The following is a 15,680-nucleotide window of genomic DNA, read 5'->3' on the forward strand; positions in this document are numbered from 1 at the left end:
CAGCATTGACGAGTAGTGATGTATGCCAGCAAAAGTAGTGGTAATAGGCAGCCTGAACATGGACCTGGTAACCCGGGCGCCACGGCTGCCCCGTGGTGGTGAAACGCTGATCGGCGAATCGTTTGCCACGGTTTCCGGGGGCAAAGGCGCGAACCAGGCGGTGGCCGCGGCGCGGCTGGGGGCGCAGGTGTCGATGGTCGGTTGTGTCGGCAGCGACGCCTATGGCGAAGCGTTGCGCGGGGCATTGTTGGCCGAGCAGATCGATTGCCAGGCGGTCAGTACGGTCGAAGATTCCAGCGGCGTGGCGTTGATAGTGGTCGATGACAACAGTCAGAACGCGATCGTGATTGTTGCCGGTGCCAACGGTGCTCTGACGCCCGAAGTGATCGACCGTTTCGATGCGGTGTTACAAGCGGCCGATGTCATCATCTGTCAGCTGGAAGTGCCGGATGCCACGGTCGGCCATGCTCTGAAGCGCGGTCGTGAGCTGGGTAAAACCGTGATTCTCAATCCGGCACCGGCCAGTCGCCCGCTGCCGGCGGATTGGTATGCGGCCATCGATTACCTGATACCCAACGAAAGCGAAGCCTCGGCCTTGAGCGGTTTGCCGGTGGATTCCCTGATCACCGCCGAAACCGCCGCGACCCGCTTGATCTCCATGGGCGCCAGCAAAGTGATCATCACCCTCGGTGCTCAGGGATCGCTATTGGCCAATGGCACGCGGCTTGAGCATTTCCCTGCACCGAAAGTGAAGGCGGTCGACACCACCGCGGCCGGCGACACGTTCGTCGGTGGTTTTGCCGCAGCGCTGGCGGCCGGCAAAAGCGAGGCTGAAGCCATCCGTTTCGGCCAGGTCGCCGCTGCGTTGTCGGTTACCCGGGCTGGCGCTCAACCTTCGATTCCCACCTTGTCCGACGTACAGGCCTTTAAAGCACCATGAAAAAGACCCCTTTGCTCAACGTCGCGCTGTCGCAGCTTATCGCCTCCCTGGGCCATGGCGACACAGTCGTGATCGGCGACGCCGGCCTGCCGGTTCCGCCCGGCGTCGAATTGATCGACCTGGCCTTGACCCACGGGATTCCGGATTTTGTCAGTACCTTGAAGGTCGTGCTCAGCGAAATGCAGGTCGAAAGCCATGTGCTGGCCCATGAGATTCTGGACAAGAAACCGTCGGCCTTGAGCGCGCTGGATGATCTGAATGCCGAAGGTGCGCTGGGCCGGCGTGAACTGCTCAGTCATGACCAATTCAAAGTACTCAGCCGACAAGCACGGGCGATTATTCGTACAGGCGAATGTCAGCCGTACTGCAACATCGTCTTGGTGGCTGGCGTAACGTTCTAACTTTCCGTTCTTCCCACGCACAAGGAGTGCGCTATGCACCGCTATGCTCAGAAACTGCACCACCTGCTCCGGAGTCTGCTGCTTTTGTCCCTGATTACCGCAACAAGCGCCCAAGCGGCGGAAAAGATCGACTTGATCATCGACACCGATCCGGGGGCCGATGATGTGGTCGCCTTGCTGTTTGCCCTGGCATCGCCGGAAGAGTTGAATATTCGTGCGCTGACCACCGTTGCTGGCAACGTGCGTCTGGACAAGACCTCGCGTAATGCGCGTCTGGCCCGCGAGTGGGCAGGGCGCGAGGAGGTGCCTGTTTACGCGGGCGCGCCGAAACCCATGATGCGCACGCCGATCTATGCCGAGAATATCCACGGCAAGGAAGGCTTGTCGGGCGTCACGGTGCACGAACCGAAGAAAGGCCTGGCCGAAGGCAATGCGGTCAATTATCTGATCGATACCCTGAAAGCCGCCAAACCCCACAGCATCACCATCGTCATGCTCGGCCCGCAAACCAACCTGGCCTTGGCGCTAATCCAAGAGCCTGAAATCGTTCAGGGCATCAAGGAAGTGGTGATCATGGGCGGTGCGCACTTCAACGGCGGCAACATTACCCCTGTGGCTGAATTCAACCTGTTCGCCGACCCTCAGGCTGCGGAAGTGGTGCTGAAAAGTGGCGTCAAGCTGACCTACCTGCCGCTGGACGTGACCCACAAGATCCTGACCAGTGAAGCGCGCCTGAAGCAGATCGCCGCCCTGAACAACAATGCCAGCAAGCTGGTGGGCGATATTCTCAACGAGTACGTCAAAGGCGACATGGAGCACTACGGCATGTCGGGTGGCCCGGTGCATGACGCCACAGTCATCGCTTATCTGCTCAAGCCGGAGCTGTTTACGGGGCGTTCGGTCAACGTAGTGGTTGATAGCCGCGAAGGGCCGACCTTCGGCCAGACCATTGTCGATTGGTATGACGGCCTGAAGGCACCGAAAAATGCCTTCTGGGTTGAAAGCGGCGACGCTCAGGGCTTCTTCGATCTGCTGACCCAGCGTTTGGCTCGCCTGAAGTAAGCTGTATACCCGCAGGTGCCAGCCTGCGGGTTTTTACAATCACTCGCTATCTGTCAGGCCCATATAATCGGCGGGGTATCTCTCGAGTATCTGGGCGATGAATGTCTGTGCGGCTTGTGTCCCCAGTTCCTTGACTAGTAAATCGATACCAATGATTGCCAACTCTTCCGGACTGCCCGGGCTGTAAGAGCTATGGCCCTGTGGCCACTTGGCTTTGATGTCGGCGTCGATGCTTACGGTGGTCATGATGGCGCTCGTGAAGTCGGAAAGGCTGAGTGTCGAGTTAACCATTTTGCGCAACGTTTGGCACTCCGACTTAGGCATGAGGGGAGGGCTATGCGACACTTGGTCTTTGATGAATTTTCAAGGACCGCGCTGTGCAGATCGATTTGAACACTCCTGACGGCTTGACCCTCGACGCGGTGCGTCAGCTACTGGCCTCGGCCAGCGATGATGAGCACACCCAGTTGCGGGTCACCAAGGGTGGCATCGCCTACATTTCGTCGGGCATTGTGGGCGGCACGGACATCGACGGGTTGCTGTTTCGCCTGGAGACGTGGGCCAAGGGTTCCGGTTATGTCGGTTTGGTCGCGGCCAGCGATGAGGTCTGGGTCATGCAGATCTTCAATGCGCTCAAGCAAAATTGGCCGAAACCGCCTTTCGACTACATCGACGTCTATTGAGCGCTGTTCATATTCAGTCACGATTGAGTGATGAACGGCGTACCGATGCTCAGGCACACTCGCCGCTATCCGGATCGAGGGCGAGGCGAAGGCCCGTCTTGAAACCAAACGCCAAAATGGCGGTCGCACGATCTCAGCTTAACTATTGAAAAAAGGAGGCTTCATGCCTTGGAAGCTCGCGTCATTGGGTACTTTGTTGGCTGCCACTCTGCTGGCCGGTTGCAGCAGTACGTCCACCGAGTCGGCAAAGGACCCTGTGGCGACCGACACCGGCCACAGCCGTTGTGAAGCAAAGGCTGCCGAATTCACCATTGGCAAAAAGGCTTCGCCCCAATTGCTGGAGCAGGCACGTACCCGCGCAGGCGCGCAGAATGCCCGGTTCCTCAAGCCTGATGACATGGTGACTCTGGAGTACCGCTCCGATCGCCTGAACCTGAACACCGACAACAATCTGGTGGTCACCCGCGTCAACTGCGGCTGATTGCTTCGGGCTTTTGTTTCGCCCATAAAAAACCCCGTCACATGGACGGGGTTTTTTTAGTGCGGCAGAAAATTACTCTGCGCGGACTTGTGCAGCTTGCATACCCTTTTGGCCTTTCTCAGCCACGAAGGAAACGGTCTGGCCTTCTTTCAGGCTTTTGAAACCGTCGCTTTCGATAGCTTTGAAGTGTACGAACAGGTCGTCACCGCCACCTTGAGGAGTGATGAAGCCGAAGCCTTTTTCATCGTTGAACCATTTAACGGTGCCGGTTTGGCGATTAGACATGGTGTATCTCCAAGAAACATATATTTTCAGTAGTACTGTGCTGCTCAGGCCAACTGGGCACACCGGACTATCATAGTCGAAATGTTCGCTTTGGGAGCCCCCTGGGTGTGCTGTTTGCCCTACAGTCACGTTTGCTTTGTTGCTTCGTGTGGCTGAAAGCCCCGGTTTAAAAGGCTTTCAGCCGAAAGTAAAGACGATAAAAAAAGCTGTAAAACCTGCATAATTTGTACGAAAAAGCTAAATCCCATCACTTTTTATCGGCGGTGAGCCGAGTTGAAAGGACTTTTTTCTCACTTTTTCGCCGGTGCATTGGCCTTGCATTTAGCTATCTGACCCAGCGCTTTCTGTTGCAGCTCCGGGCTGGCCTTGTTATCCATCAGGGCCTGAATGTCGCCAGCCGGGTACGATTTGATCGCGTCGGCACCGCAAGCGCAGTGAGACTTCGCAGCCGCAGCGCCGATCTGCGGGGTGGCCGCTTGAGTGCACTGAGCCATGTATTTCTCGCGCTCGCCCTTTGGCCAATCGGCATGGGCAGCCAGCGGCAGCAACAGGACGACGGGTGCGACGATGGCGAATAAACGATTCAGACGCATGCTGAGATGCTCCTTTTGGGTCAATGTCTTGTTATCTGAGGGGTAAAGCGGGGTTCAAGTTCAGCACTCTGGCATAAAAATGCGTGATTTGCCCCAGCAGAAAACCTTGCCGCCGCGATGACCGTTCATCTGTGCTAGCATGCCTCGCTCGGGCGTTTGCAGGCTCCGGATGACCTTCAGTCCCGGTAGCGGCAGAGGCGCGAATAACCCTGATTTGAATCCCAGTCACTCTGGTTCGGTTTTCCGGTTGGCCGCAAGGCTCCTGCCGCTGTAAGGCAGGCGTTCGTTATTGAATGGCCTGGATCGGATCTTGTACTGGCTCATCCCAACCCACGTGACCTTTGGTAGGGGTCACCACTAGGAGAGGAGGCGCCATGCCAACTATTACTCTTCCCGACGGCAGTCAACGTTCATTCGATCATCCGGTTTCCGTAGCCGAGGTCGCCGCATCCATTGGTGCCGGTCTGGCCAAGGCCACCGTGGCCGGCAAGGTCAATGGCAAGCTGGTCGACGCCAGTGACATCATCGACAGCGATTCCTCGCTGCAAATCATTACGCCAAAGGATGAAGAGGGGCTGGAGATCATTCGCCACTCTTGCGCCCACCTGGTTGGCCATGCGGTCAAGCAGCTGTACCCGACGGCCAGGATGGTCATCGGTCCGGTCATCGACGAAGGCTTCTATTACGATATCGCCTTCGAGCGTCCTTTCACGCCGGACGACCTGGCCGCCATCGAACAGCGCATGCAACAGCTGATCGAGAAAGATTACGACGTAATCAAGAAAGTCACTCCGCGCGCTGAAGTGATCGAAGTGTTCAAGGCCCGCGGCGAAGACTACAAGCTGCGCCTGGTCGAAGACATGCCGAACGAGCAGGCCATGGGCCTGTACTATCACGAAGAATACGTCGACATGTGCCGCGGTCCGCACGTGCCGAATACACGCTTCCTGAAATCCTTCAAGCTGACCAAGCTGTCGGGCGCCTACTGGCGTGGCGATGCCAAGAACGAGCAATTGCAGCGCGTTTACGGCACCGCTTGGGCGGACAAGAAGCAACTGGCGGCTTACATCCAGCGCATCGAAGAAGCCGAGAAGCGTGATCACCGCAAGATCGGCAAGCGTCTGGGCCTGTTCCACACCCAGGAAGAGTCGCCGGGCATGGTGTTCTGGCACCCGAACGGCTGGACGCTGTACCAGGTGCTCGAGCAGTACATGCGCAAAGTTCAGCGCGACAACGGCTATCTGGAGATCAAAACTCCACAGGTCGTTGACCGCAGCCTGTGGGAAAAATCCGGGCACTGGGCCAACTACGCCGACAACATGTTCACCACGCAATCGGAAAACCGCGATTACGCCATCAAGCCGATGAACTGCCCGTGCCACGTGCAGGTGTTCAATCAGGGCCTGAAAAGCTACCGCGAGCTGCCGATGCGTCTGGCCGAGTTCGGTGCCTGTCACCGTAATGAGCCATCGGGTGCGCTGCACGGCATCATGCGTGTGCGTGCGTTTACTCAGGACGACGCCCACATCTTCTGCACTGAAGAGCAGATGCAGACCGAATCTGCTGCGTTCATCAAGCTGACCATGGACGTTTATGCCGACTTCGGCTTCAAAGACGTCGAGATGAAACTGTCCACTCGTCCGGAAAAACGCGTCGGTTCCGACGAGCTGTGGGATCGCGCCGAAGCTGCACTGGCTGCAGCCCTTGATAGTGCTGGCCTGCCGTATGATCTGCAGCCAGGCGAGGGTGCGTTCTACGGTCCGAAGATCGAATTCTCGCTGAAAGATTGCCTCGGCCGTGTCTGGCAATGTGGTACCCTTCAGCTCGATTTTAACCTGCCTGTCCGTCTGGGAGCCGAATACGTCTCCGAAGACAACAGTCGCAAGCACCCGGTTATGTTGCATCGGGCGATCCTGGGTTCGTTCGAACGTTTCGTCGGAATCCTGATCGAGCACTACGAGGGTGCATTCCCCGCGTGGCTGGCTCCGACCCAGGCAGTGATCATGAATATCACTGATAAACAGGCTGATTTCGCCGCTGAGGTTGAAAAAACTCTCAACGAAAGCGGATTTCGTGCCAAGTCTGACTTGAGAAATGAAAAGATCGGCTTTAAAATCCGCGAGCATACTTTGCTCAAGGTTCCTTATCTCTTGGTTATCGGAGATCGGGAAGTCGAGATGCAGACTGTCGCTGTGCGTACTCGTGAAGGTGCTGACCTGGGCTCGATGCCCGTCGCCCAGTTCGCCGAGTTCCTCGCTCAAGCGGTTTCCCGGCGTGGTCGCCCAGATTCGGAGTAATTACTATTAAGCGTGAAATGAGACAAGATAAACGAGCTGCACCGAAGGCCCCGATCAACGAGAATATCTCGGCACGCGAGGTTCGGTTAATTGGGGCTGAAGGTGAACAGCTTGGGATTGTGTCAATTGAAGACGCGCTTCTTAAGGCTGAAGAGGCCAAACTGGATTTGGTGGAAATTTCCGCCGATGCAGTACCCCCTGTTTGCAAACTGATGGACTACGGCAAATCGATCTTCGAGAAGAAGAAGCAGGTTGCCGCGGCCAAGAAAAACCAGAAGCAGATTCAGGTTAAAGAAATCAAGTTTCGTCCAGGGACGGAGGAAGGGGATTACCAGGTAAAACTGCGCAACCTGGTACGTTTCCTGAGTGATGGGGACAGGGCCAAGGTATCCTTGCGATTCCGCGGCCGTGAGATGGCCCACCAGGAGCTGGGGATGGAACTCCTCAAGCGAGTTGAAGGTGACTTGCTCGAGTACGGTTCGGTCGAACAGCATCCTAAGATGGAAGGACGCCAACTGATCATGGTCATCGCCCCGAAAAAGAAGAAGTAATCAATAGGGCACGGCAGGCCTTCTGATTATGTTTATCAACTGAATGCGGAGTATCCGAACATGCCAAAAATGAAAACTAAAAGTGGTGCTGCTAAGCGGTTTCTGAAAACTGCTAACGGTATCAAGCACAAGCACGCTTTCAAGAGCCACATCCTGACTAAAATGTCGACCAAGCGTAAGCGTCAACTGCGCGGTAGCAGCTTGCTGGCACCGTGTGACGTGGCAAAAGTCGAGCGCATGCTGCGCCTTCGTTAATTTAGTCAAGAATAGAGGAAGTAACTCATGGCTCGTGTAAAGCGTGGCGTCATTGCCCGTAAACGTCACAAAAAAATTCTGAAACTTGCTAAAGGCTACTACGGCGCTCGCTCGCGCGTATTCCGTGTTGCCAAGCAAGCGGTAATCAAGGCAGGCCAATACGCCTACCGTGACCGTCGTCAGAAAAAACGTCAGTTCCGCGCTCTGTGGATCGCTCGTATCAACGCTGGTGCACGTATCAACGGTCTGTCCTACAGCCGTTTCATCGCCGGCCTGAAAAAAGCGTCCATCGAGATCGACCGTAAGGTTCTGGCTGATCTGGCAGTGAACGAAAAAGCGGCGTTTGCTGCGATTGTCGAGAAAGCTAAAGCCACCTTGGCTTAAGTACCCCCGACAGTCACCCGGCCTCACCTCTGTGGGGCCAGGTGTTAAACGTCATAAATAGGGGAAGAGCCTTCAAGCTCTTCCCCTATTTTGTATCTGGAGTCTGTACATGGAAAACCTGGATGCGCTCGTCTCTCAAGCACTAGAGGCTGTGCAAAGCGCTGAAGATATCAATGCCCTGGAGCAAATCCGGGTTCACTACCTTGGCAAAAAGGGCGAATTGACTCAGGTGATGAAGACCCTGGGGAATTTGCCGGCAGAAGAGCGCCCGCAAGTCGGTGCGCTGATCAACGTTGCCAAGGAGCGTGTCACAGAGGTTCTCAATGCGCGCAAGGCACTGTTTGATGAGGCCGACCTGGCCGCCAAACTGTCCGCCGAGTCCATTGACGTGACCCTGCCTGGCCGTGGCCAGACCTCCGGTGGTCTGCATCCGGTTACTCGCACTCTGGAACGTATCGAACAGTTCTTCACCCACATCGGCTACGGCATCGCCGAAGGCCCTGAGGTCGAAGACGATTACCACAACTTCGAAGCGCTCAACATCCCAGGCCATCACCCGGCCCGGTCGATGCATGACACCTTCTATTTCAATGCCAACATGTTGCTGCGCACCCATACCTCGCCGGTACAGGTCCGCACCATGGAATCGAAACAGCCGCCGATCCGCATCGTCTGCCCAGGCCGTGTGTACCGTAGCGACTCCGATATCACTCACTCCCCGATGTTCCACCAGGTCGAAGGCCTGCTGGTCGACCGCGATATCAACTTCGCCGACCTGAAAGGCACCATCGAAGAGTTCCTGCGCGTGTTCTTCGAAAAAGAACTGGCCGTGCGTTTCCGTCCTTCGTACTTCCCGTTCACCGAGCCCTCCGCTGAAGTCGACATGGAATGCGTGATGTGCAGCGGTAAAGGCTGCCGCGTCTGCAAACAGACTGGCTGGCTGGAAGTGATGGGCTGCGGCATGGTTCACCCGAACGTGCTGCGCATGTCCGGGATCGACCCGGAAGAGTTTTCGGGCTTTGCCTTCGGCATGGGCGTTGAGCGTCTGGCCATGCTGCGTTACGGCGTGAACGACTTGCGTCTGTTCTTCGACAACGACTTGCGGTTCCTCGCGCAATTTCGCTAGTCGTAACGAATTCTTAGGAGAGCAGGATGAAATTCAGTGAACAATGGCTGCGTGGCTGGGTAAGCCCGCAGGTAAGTCGCGACGAGTTGGTTGCTCGTCTGTCGATGGCCGGTCTTGAGGTCGATAGCGTTACGCTGGCCGCCGGTGAATTCAGTGGCGTGGTGGTGGGCGAGGTGCTGAGCACCGAGCAACACCCGGACGCCGACAAGTTGCGTGTTTGCCAGGTCAGCAGTGGCTCGGAGACCTTCCAGGTAGTGTGCGGTGCGCCAAACGTGCGCCCGGGCCTGAAGATTCCGTTCGCCATGATCGGTGCCGAACTGCCAGGCGACTTCAAAATCAAGAAAGCCAAGCTGCGTGGCGTTGAGTCCAACGGCATGCTGTGCTCCCAGGCTGAGCTGCAAGTCGGTGAAGGCAACGATGGCCTGATGGAATTGCCGGCCGATGCGCCAGTCGGTCAGGACATTCGTGAGTACCTGAGCCTTGACGACGCCAGCATCGAGGTCGACCTGACCCCGAACCGCGGCGACTGCCTGTCCCTGGCCGGTCTGGCCCGCGAAGTCGGCGCGCTTTATGCCGCCCAAGTCACGCGTCCGGTCGTTGCCAGCGTTCCGGCCGTGCACGATGAAGTGCGTTCGATTGAAGTACTGGCACCGGCCGCGTGCCCGCGTTACCTGGGTCGTGTGATCCGTAACGTCGACCTGTCCAAGCCTACGCCGCTGTGGATGGTCGAGCGTCTGCGTCGTGCCGACGTGCGCAGCATCGACGCCGCCGTCGACATCACCAACTACGTGATGCTGGAACTGGGTCAACCGCTGCACGCGTTCGATCTCGCCGAAATCAATGGTGGCATCCGCGTACGCATGGCCGAAGAAGGCGAGAAACTGGTGCTGCTCGACGGTCAGGAAGTCAGCCTGCGTAGCGATACGCTGGTGATCGCCGACCACGCTCGTGCGCTGGCCATTGCTGGCGTCATGGGTGGCGAGCACAGTGGTGTGTCCGCGACCACGCGCGATGTATTCCTGGAAAGCGCGTTCTTCGACCAGATTGCTGTTGCTGGCAAGGCTCGTTCCTACGGCCTGCATACCGATGCCTCGCACCGCTACGAGCGTGGCGTGGACTGGCAACTGGCCCGTGAAGCCATGGAGCGCGCCACTGGCCTGCTGCTGGAAATCACCGGCGGCGAAGCGGGTCCGATCATCGAAACCGTGAGCGAGCAGCACCTGCCGTCGATCGCGCCGATCACCCTGCGTGCCCAACGCATCACCCAGATGCTGGGCATGGAAATGGATTCGGCCGAAGTCGAGCGTCTGCTCAGCGCCTTGGGCCTGACCATCTCTGCCGATGGGGCAGGGCAGTGGCGCGTTGAAGTGCCAAGCTTCCGTTTCGATATCAGCCTGGAAGTCGACCTGATCGAAGAACTGGCCCGTCTGTACGGTTACAACCGTCTGCCGGTTCGCTACCCGCAAGCCCGGCTGGCGCCGCAAGCCAAGGCCGAAGCGCGTAGCGATCTGCCTGAACTGCGTCGTCTGCTGGTGGCTCGTGGTTATCAGGAAGCGATCACTTACAGCTTCATCGATCCGAAACAATTCGAGTTGTTTAATCCGGGTGTCGAGCCGCTGCTGCTGGCAAACCCGATTTCCAACGACATGGCTGCCATGCGTTCTTCCCTGTGGCCTGGTCTGGTCAAGGCGCTTCAGCACAACCTGAACCGTCAACAAGATCGCGTCCGCCTGTTCGAAAGCGGCCTGCGCTTCGTCGGTCAGCTGGAAGGCCTTAAGCAAGAGCCGATGCTGTCGGGAGTGGTGTGCGGTAGCCGTCTGCCGGAAGGCTGGGCACAAGGTCGTGATGTCGTGGATTTCTTCGACGTCAAAGCCGATGTGGAAGCGCTACTGGGCTTCGCCGGTGCACTGGATTCGTTCACTTTCGTGCCGGGCAAACACCCAGCATTGCACCCGGGTCAAACCGCGCGCATCGAACGTGAAGGCCGTTTGGTAGGTTTCGTTGGCGCGATTCACCCGGAATTGTCGAAAACCCTCGGTCTCGACCGTCCGGTCTTCGTATTCGAGCTGGTTCTGGCCGAAGTGGCGTTGGGCAAAATGCCTAAATTCCAGGAGTTATCGCGCTTTCCTGAAGTGCGTCGTGACCTTGCACTGCTGGCGGATAAAGACGTTGCGGCCACTACCGTACTGGACGTAATCCGTGAAAATGCAGGTGAATGGCTGACAGACCTCAGGCTATTTGACGTGTATCAGGGTAAAGGCATTGATCCGCATAGAAAAAGCCTTGCAGTTGGCTTGACCTGGCAGCATCCATCGCGCACTCTTAATGACGATGAGGTGAATACCACGACGCAAAACATCCTCACCTCGCTCGAACAAAGGTTGAACGCCACGTTAAGGAAGTGACGTATGGGGGCTTTGACGAAAGCTGAGATGGCGGAACGTCTGTATGAAGAGCTGGGCCTGAACAAGCGGGAGGCCAAGGAATTGGTCGAACTGTTTTTTGAAGAAATCAGGCACGCTCTTGAAGACAACGAACAAGTCAAATTGTCCGGTTTCGGCAATTTCGACCTTCGGGACAAACGCCAGCGGCCTGGCCGCAATCCGAAAACGGGAGAAGAAATCCCGATCACGGCTCGCCGTGTGGTCACCTTTCGTCCAGGGCAGAAGTTGAAGGCCCGAGTTGAGGCTTATGCTGGAACCAAGTCATAACGACGAACTACCCGTCATCCCGGGCAAACGCTACTTCACCATTGGTGAAGTCAGCGAGCTATGTGCCGTAAAACCGCACGTGCTGCGCTACTGGGAGCAGGAGTTTCCTCAACTCAACCCCGTCAAACGCCGCGGAAACCGCCGGTATTATCAGCGCCAGGACGTGCTGATGATCCGGCAGATCCGCGCGCTTCTTTACGATCAGGGGTTTACCATCGGCGGCGCACGCTTGCGTTTGTCCGGCGATGAAGCCAAAGACGACACCACCCAATACAAACAAATGATCCGCCAGATGATCGCTGAGCTGGAAGATGTTCTCGTGGTTCTCAAGAAATAAATTCCTGCTTTTAAATACTTCCAGTTTTCAAAAGCTTGCGATATATTCTTGAGCGTTCCTCGAGATGAGGAACAGATCAACGCCTAGTCGGGGCGTAGCGCAGTCCGGTAGCGCACTAGCATGGGGTGCTAGGGGTCGAGTGTTCGAATCACTCCGTCCCGACCATATAATTCAATGACTTAGCCGAACTCTTACCAGTTCGGCTTTTTCATGCCTGGAAAATTACTCCCACATTTACTCCCACGGATATCTTGGATCTTGGTAGCGCTGCCATCTGAGAGGCGTATTGTGTTCGAGTCTCGTCCGCTGCGCCATATTTGCTTCCACTAAGGCCGATACAGGTCTGCAAGGTTGTCGTCGGAAAATACCGCGCTCAAGGCTTCTGGCATGCCTTTAAGGCCGTCAGTTACAGCGATCAATACATCTTCAACGCCACGGGTCTTCAGGTCGTTGAAGACCTTCATCCAGAACTTGGCTCCTTCCGTGTTCTCGATCCAGATCCCCAAGATATCCCGGGTGCCATCCGGTAATCGCTCGATAAGCGCTTTCTTAAACGCCATCGACGCGCTCTGAATCGCCTCGGCACTCATCGGGTCTTTGACGAACTGATCAATCAGTTCCTTCGGAATCGAAGGAAGCTCGGTTTTGGCCTCCGAGGCCGGTTTCTTTTTGCTCGGCATACAGGCTCCTTTTCAACATGTTATGCCCGAACACAAAATTTCTGACAGTCTCCCTGGCCACGGTCTCCTGGCATCGCTATAGAAAACCCGGTTTAGCGTTTTTACACACTCTGGGCCAATAGCGGACGTTCGGCCTACATCCTCTTTTGACAAACTCGCCATTCGCTACGAGCTTGTGGCGAAGTAAGCAATGTTTCAATTGCAGAGTGGCCTGACCATTTCTCGTTACTGCTCAAGCATCAAGCTACGCCAAATGATCATCGGCTGTTTCACAGGCGCGACTTTCGGTTGCAACTGCTCCTGAGTGTTCTGTTGTGCGGGGGTTGCTCCTCTGGTTCAGGTGTCGGAATCTGACGCTCGGTCGCATGCTCATTGTCTACGCGCATTTTTGTACTGCACTTATTTAATCGTTATGGCGACTTTGACTTTTGATCTGCCCTGTTCGACATATCGCAACGCCTCGGTAGTCGATTCAAAAGGGAAGGAACGATCGATGACCGGTTTGATGGAGCCAGCTTCGATAAGCGAGGTGATTTTTTTTAGTTGTACCCCGTCGGCACGCATAAACAAAAATGCATAGCTGACCCCATGCTTGCGAGCTTTTCTGCGAATACCGCTGCTCAGCAGGCGCATGACTTGCCGCAGCACCCAGGACAAGCCTTGCTCTTGGGCAAATTGCGCGGTCGGCGGCCCCGAAAGGGAGATGAGCTGTCCGCCTGGCTTGAGAACCTTGACCGATTTCTCCAGTACATCGGCGCCGAGGCTGTTCAGCACCACATCGTAATCGTGTAACTCGTTGGCAAAATCCTGCTGTTTGTAATCGATGACCACGTCCGCCCCGAGGTGTTTGGCGAGCTGGATGGCAAGCGTGCCAACCCCGCCTGATCCGGCGTGAATCAACACCTTCTGGCCTTTTTTCACTTGGGCGGTCTCAACCAGCGCCTGCCAGGCCGTCAAGGCGGCCAAGGGGATGGAAGCCGCTTCGGCCATATCGAGATTCGAGGGTTTCAGCGCGAGCGCGTTTTCGTTCACGGCAATCCGTTCGGCAAACGTCCCGATCCGTGCCTCGGGAGGACGTGCATAGACCTCGTCTCCTGGCTTGAATCGCTTCACCGCCGAACCCGTGCGAACGACCACTCCGGCCAGGTCATTGCCCAATACCAAGGGAAATGTATAAGGCAGGATCAGTTTGAATTCGCCCGTTCTGATCTTCGAGTCCAACGGGTTCACGCTCGATGCATGCACCTGGATCAGAACGTCATGCACACCGACCGCAGGGTCGGGCACTTCGCCAATCATTCCGTTCTGCTTGCCGTAGCGGTCGATAATAAATGCCTTCATGTTGCAGCTGCTCTTGTCGGTGGAATGAGAATGGGGCGCGGCCCCGGCAACGTTGATGCGATTAGACGTGCAGGCTGTCAGGCGTCGAGGAACGTCAAAGCCTTGGCCACGAAATCGGTATGGTGCTGGAAAATGCTGCCGTGCCCGGCGTCCTGGTAAATGATCAGTTGCGCGTTGGGGATTCGCTTCGCCAGCTCAATCGAGTTCACGGTGGGCACCATGATGTCGTTGTCCCCGTTGGCGATCAGGGTCGGCATACGCAGGCGACCGAGATCTTGCGGCGCCTGCTTGCCCCAGGCAGTAATGGCTTTCAATTGCCGTGAAAACGCGCGGGGTGTCGGGCCTTTGTCCCGGTCTTGCCGGCGCTCTTTCAATCGGCCAACCTGCTCGACATGGGTCAGACTTGAGTCAAATAGCGTTGCGCCACGGCGGACTGCCTGATCTGCGACAAAAGACCCTGACGCGCGGTTTGCAGGGCATCCCAGCGCTCGCCTTCATGCAGTGGAGGAATGGTCACCGGTTCGCGACGGTCGAAGCCAACCAGTGCGGCATCGACCAGATCACCCACTTCCATGAGTTCGCTCAAGGTGTTGATGTCGATACCGGCGCGACCCCAAATCTCCGTGCGGGTGGCGGCGGGCAGTACGGCTTGCACATAGACACCCTGAGGCGAAAGTTCCAGGCTCAGGCCTTGGGAAAGGAACAGCACAAACGCCTTGGTCGCCCCATAGACCGACATGCCGAACTCAGGCGCCAGACCCACCACCGAACCGATGTTGATGATCGCGCCTTCGCCTGCTTTGGCCAGGCGTGGTGCGATGGCGCTGGCCAGCCGCACCAGCGCGGTGGTGTTGAGGGCCACCAGTTGCGCAACGCTGACGGCCTCAGTCGTGTTTCGCGAGCGCGGTTTTGACGGTGTCGGCGTGGCCGACCTTATGGCCGCCGCCGGTTTCACCCATGGCGGTTTCTACAAACATTTCGGTTCGAAGGCTGACCTGATGGCAGAAGCCTCGGCCAACAGCCTTGCGCAGTCACTGGTCAGCGCCGAAGCACTGAGCGTCCAGGATTTCATTGGCGTGTATGTCTCGAGGGATCATCGCGACGGGCGCGCCACGGGTTGCACCATGGCGGCGTTGTGCGGCGACGCTGCGCGTCAGTCCGGCGATTTGAAGTCAGCATTCGCTGAAGGCATCGAGCGCACGTTGCAAACGCTCGGCAAAAAATATCCAACCGGTCCGGATGCGCCAACAGGTGAGGCGAGGGTGAAAATGATCGACCTGCTGGCGCGCGCGGTCGGCGCGATCATGTTATCGCGCGCCTGTCCGGACGACTCGGCGCTGGCCGATGAAATTCTGGCGGTGTGTCACACGCAAATGACCGCATCATTATCTTCAGGAAAAGACAGCATCGACTCGGTCGGAGAATGCTCGTAAGTCAGGACAGCAGGGCACTGAGTCGGTCGCCGAACAGATTCCAGGCGTTTTTCTTCTCTTCGGCTGTGCAACTGAACATCTGAATGAGGTCGGCGAAGAAACTGGATGGCATCCGAAGTC

At 56.9% G+C, this 15,680-nt stretch carries 19 protein-coding genes, 1 tRNA gene and 2 pseudogenes; 15 read left to right on the forward strand and 7 right to left on the reverse strand.

Annotated features, from left to right (window positions below; translation table 11 throughout):
* Positions 1-22 precede the first annotated feature (22 nt).
* Genes rbsK through ACYZT2_RS11555 form a run of 3 tightly spaced genes read left to right on the forward strand, consistent with a single transcriptional unit; the run spans position 23 to position 2,403 of the window.
* Complete coding sequence (rbsK, locus tag ACYZT2_RS11545) at positions 23-940, forward strand: ribokinase (protein ID WP_461972187.1); 918 nt, start codon at positions 23-25, stop codon at positions 938-940.
* Entirely contained in the window at positions 937-1,341 is a 405-nt protein-coding gene (rbsD, locus tag ACYZT2_RS11550) for a D-ribose pyranase (RefSeq protein WP_461972189.1), read from the forward strand. Before rbsK ends, rbsD begins: the two co-directional genes overlap by 4 nt.
* A 33-nt stretch (positions 1,342-1,374) precedes the next feature.
* Positions 1,375-2,403 carry a nucleoside hydrolase gene (locus tag ACYZT2_RS11555; RefSeq protein ID WP_461972191.1) on the forward strand — a complete coding sequence of 343 codons (1,029 nt, stop codon included), beginning with the start codon at positions 1,375-1,377 and terminating at the stop codon, positions 2,401-2,403.
* Between the two features lie 39 nt (positions 2,404-2,442).
* Here ACYZT2_RS11555 and ACYZT2_RS11560 read toward each other — a convergent pair whose 3' ends face one another.
* Positions 2,443-2,649 (reverse strand): hypothetical protein, encoded by a 207-nt coding sequence (locus ACYZT2_RS11560; protein WP_223570614.1) that lies wholly within the window; start codon positions 2,647-2,649, stop codon positions 2,443-2,445.
* Between the two features lie 131 nt (positions 2,650-2,780).
* Here ACYZT2_RS11560 and ACYZT2_RS11565 point away from each other — a divergent pair, with 131 nt between their 5' ends.
* Both ACYZT2_RS11565 and ACYZT2_RS11570 read left to right on the forward strand, forming a co-directional pair.
* Complete coding sequence (locus tag ACYZT2_RS11565) at positions 2,781-3,086, forward strand: hypothetical protein (protein WP_461972194.1); 306 nt, start codon at positions 2,781-2,783, stop codon at positions 3,084-3,086.
* A gap of 163 nt (positions 3,087-3,249) precedes the next feature.
* Complete coding sequence (locus ACYZT2_RS11570; protein ID WP_038980107.1) at positions 3,250-3,567, forward strand: I78 family peptidase inhibitor; 318 nt, start codon at positions 3,250-3,252, stop codon at positions 3,565-3,567.
* 72 nt (positions 3,568-3,639) lie between these two features.
* Here ACYZT2_RS11570 and ACYZT2_RS11575 read toward each other — a convergent pair whose 3' ends face one another.
* Positions 3,640-3,852: a cold-shock protein gene (locus tag ACYZT2_RS11575; RefSeq protein WP_007905882.1), complete on the reverse strand. Its 213-nt coding sequence runs from the start codon at positions 3,850-3,852 to the stop codon at positions 3,640-3,642.
* Between the two features lie 290 nt (positions 3,853-4,142).
* Complete coding sequence (locus ACYZT2_RS11580; protein WP_038980108.1) at positions 4,143-4,445, reverse strand: hypothetical protein; 303 nt, start codon at positions 4,443-4,445, stop codon at positions 4,143-4,145.
* A 374-nt stretch (positions 4,446-4,819) separates the two neighbouring features.
* On the opposite strand from ACYZT2_RS11580, the gene thrS reads away from it, so the two are divergent.
* From thrS to ACYZT2_RS11625, 9 genes are all read left to right on the forward strand, one after another.
* Positions 4,820-6,742, forward strand: a complete 1,923-nt coding sequence (thrS, locus tag ACYZT2_RS11585; protein WP_461972196.1) for a threonine--tRNA ligase — start codon at positions 4,820-4,822, stop codon at positions 6,740-6,742.
* Positions 6,742-7,293, forward strand: coding sequence for a translation initiation factor IF-3 (infC, locus tag ACYZT2_RS11590; protein WP_176469887.1), 552 nt, complete (start codon positions 6,742-6,744; stop codon positions 7,291-7,293). Before thrS ends, infC begins: the two co-directional genes overlap by 1 nt.
* A 60-nt stretch (positions 7,294-7,353) precedes the next feature.
* Entirely contained in the window at positions 7,354-7,548 is a 195-nt protein-coding gene (gene rpmI / locus ACYZT2_RS11595) for a 50S ribosomal protein L35 (protein WP_008145659.1), read from the forward strand.
* Between the two features lie 27 nt (positions 7,549-7,575).
* Positions 7,576-7,932 (forward strand): 50S ribosomal protein L20, encoded by a 357-nt coding sequence (rplT, locus tag ACYZT2_RS11600; RefSeq protein WP_007905879.1) that lies wholly within the window; start codon positions 7,576-7,578, stop codon positions 7,930-7,932.
* A gap of 109 nt (positions 7,933-8,041) precedes the next feature.
* Positions 8,042-9,058 carry a phenylalanine--tRNA ligase subunit alpha gene (pheS, locus tag ACYZT2_RS11605; RefSeq protein WP_054053056.1) on the forward strand — a complete coding sequence of 339 codons (1,017 nt, stop codon included), beginning with the start codon at positions 8,042-8,044 and terminating at the stop codon, positions 9,056-9,058.
* A 26-nt stretch (positions 9,059-9,084) separates the two neighbouring features.
* Positions 9,085-11,463 carry a phenylalanine--tRNA ligase subunit beta gene (pheT, locus tag ACYZT2_RS11610; protein WP_461972198.1) on the forward strand — a complete coding sequence of 793 codons (2,379 nt, stop codon included), beginning with the start codon at positions 9,085-9,087 and terminating at the stop codon, positions 11,461-11,463.
* A 3-nt stretch (positions 11,464-11,466) separates the two neighbouring features.
* Positions 11,467-11,769, forward strand: coding sequence for an integration host factor subunit alpha (gene ihfA, locus ACYZT2_RS11615; protein ID WP_002553164.1), 303 nt, complete (start codon positions 11,467-11,469; stop codon positions 11,767-11,769).
* Positions 11,750-12,106 carry a MerR family transcriptional regulator gene (locus ACYZT2_RS11620; protein WP_003179985.1) on the forward strand — a complete coding sequence of 119 codons (357 nt, stop codon included), beginning with the start codon at positions 11,750-11,752 and terminating at the stop codon, positions 12,104-12,106. Before ihfA ends, ACYZT2_RS11620 begins: the two co-directional genes overlap by 20 nt.
* Positions 12,107-12,194: 88 nt before the next feature.
* Positions 12,195-12,271: transfer RNA gene (locus ACYZT2_RS11625), tRNA-Pro, on the forward strand.
* Positions 12,272-12,440: 169 nt separating this feature from the next.
* Here the strand turns inward: ACYZT2_RS11625 and ACYZT2_RS11630 are convergent.
* From ACYZT2_RS11630 to ACYZT2_RS11645, 4 genes and pseudogenes are all read right to left on the reverse strand, one after another.
* Positions 12,441-12,636, reverse strand: a pseudogene (locus tag ACYZT2_RS11630) (transposase); the annotation flags it as partial.
* Between the two features lie 549 nt (positions 12,637-13,185).
* Positions 13,186-14,127 (reverse strand): NADP-dependent oxidoreductase, encoded by a 942-nt coding sequence (locus ACYZT2_RS11635; RefSeq protein WP_461972200.1) that lies wholly within the window; start codon positions 14,125-14,127, stop codon positions 13,186-13,188.
* Positions 14,128-14,204: 77 nt separating this feature from the next.
* Positions 14,205-14,528 carry an alpha/beta fold hydrolase gene (locus ACYZT2_RS11640; protein ID WP_461973072.1) on the reverse strand — a complete coding sequence of 108 codons (324 nt, stop codon included), beginning with the start codon at positions 14,526-14,528 and terminating at the stop codon, positions 14,205-14,207.
* A pseudogene (locus ACYZT2_RS11645) lies at positions 14,525-15,004 on the reverse strand (SDR family NAD(P)-dependent oxidoreductase); the annotation flags it as partial. The gene ACYZT2_RS11640 and the pseudogene ACYZT2_RS11645, both read right to left, overlap by 4 nt.
* Here ACYZT2_RS11645 and ACYZT2_RS11650 point away from each other — a divergent pair.
* The gene (locus ACYZT2_RS11650) at positions 14,946-15,560 is read left to right on the forward strand and encodes a TetR/AcrR family transcriptional regulator (protein WP_461972202.1); all 615 of its coding nucleotides are present in this window, start codon (positions 14,946-14,948) and stop codon (positions 15,558-15,560) included. The pseudogene ACYZT2_RS11645 and the gene ACYZT2_RS11650 overlap by 59 nt on opposite strands.
* The last annotated feature ends 120 nt before the right edge of the window (positions 15,561-15,680 follow it).

It is taken from the genome of Pseudomonas sp. MDT1-85 (assembly GCF_054898065.1).

Excerpts from the sequence above, each read along its gene's own strand:
- rbsK (WP_461972187.1), top strand. The coding sequence starts at position 23 with ATGCCAGCAAAAGTAGTGGTAATAGGCAGCCTGAACATGGACCTGGTA.
- rbsD (WP_461972189.1), top strand. The coding sequence starts at position 937 with ATGAAAAAGACCCCTTTGCTCAACGTCGCGCTGTCGCAGCTTATCGCC.
- ACYZT2_RS11555 (WP_461972191.1), top strand. The coding sequence starts at position 1,375 with ATGCACCGCTATGCTCAGAAACTGCACCACCTGCTCCGGAGTCTGCTG.
- ACYZT2_RS11560 (WP_223570614.1), bottom strand. The coding sequence starts at position 2,649 with ATGACCACCGTAAGCATCGACGCCGACATCAAAGCCAAGTGGCCACAG.
- ACYZT2_RS11570 (WP_038980107.1), top strand. The coding sequence starts at position 3,250 with ATGCCTTGGAAGCTCGCGTCATTGGGTACTTTGTTGGCTGCCACTCTG.
- ACYZT2_RS11575 (WP_007905882.1), bottom strand. The coding sequence starts at position 3,852 with ATGTCTAATCGCCAAACCGGCACCGTTAAATGGTTCAACGATGAAAAA.
- ACYZT2_RS11580 (WP_038980108.1), bottom strand. The coding sequence starts at position 4,445 with ATGCGTCTGAATCGTTTATTCGCCATCGTCGCACCCGTCGTCCTGTTG.
- thrS (WP_461972196.1), top strand. The coding sequence starts at position 4,820 with ATGCCAACTATTACTCTTCCCGACGGCAGTCAACGTTCATTCGATCAT.
- rpmI (WP_008145659.1), top strand. The coding sequence starts at position 7,354 with ATGCCAAAAATGAAAACTAAAAGTGGTGCTGCTAAGCGGTTTCTGAAA.
- rplT (WP_007905879.1), top strand. The coding sequence starts at position 7,576 with ATGGCTCGTGTAAAGCGTGGCGTCATTGCCCGTAAACGTCACAAAAAA.
- pheS (WP_054053056.1), top strand. The coding sequence starts at position 8,042 with ATGGAAAACCTGGATGCGCTCGTCTCTCAAGCACTAGAGGCTGTGCAA.
- pheT (WP_461972198.1), top strand. The coding sequence starts at position 9,085 with ATGAAATTCAGTGAACAATGGCTGCGTGGCTGGGTAAGCCCGCAGGTA.
- ihfA (WP_002553164.1), top strand. The coding sequence starts at position 11,467 with ATGGGGGCTTTGACGAAAGCTGAGATGGCGGAACGTCTGTATGAAGAG.
- ACYZT2_RS11620 (WP_003179985.1), top strand. The coding sequence starts at position 11,750 with ATGCTGGAACCAAGTCATAACGACGAACTACCCGTCATCCCGGGCAAA.
- ACYZT2_RS11635 (WP_461972200.1), bottom strand. The coding sequence starts at position 14,127 with ATGAAGGCATTTATTATCGACCGCTACGGCAAGCAGAACGGAATGATT.
- ACYZT2_RS11650 (WP_461972202.1), top strand. The coding sequence starts at position 14,946 with ATGGCGCTGGCCAGCCGCACCAGCGCGGTGGTGTTGAGGGCCACCAGT.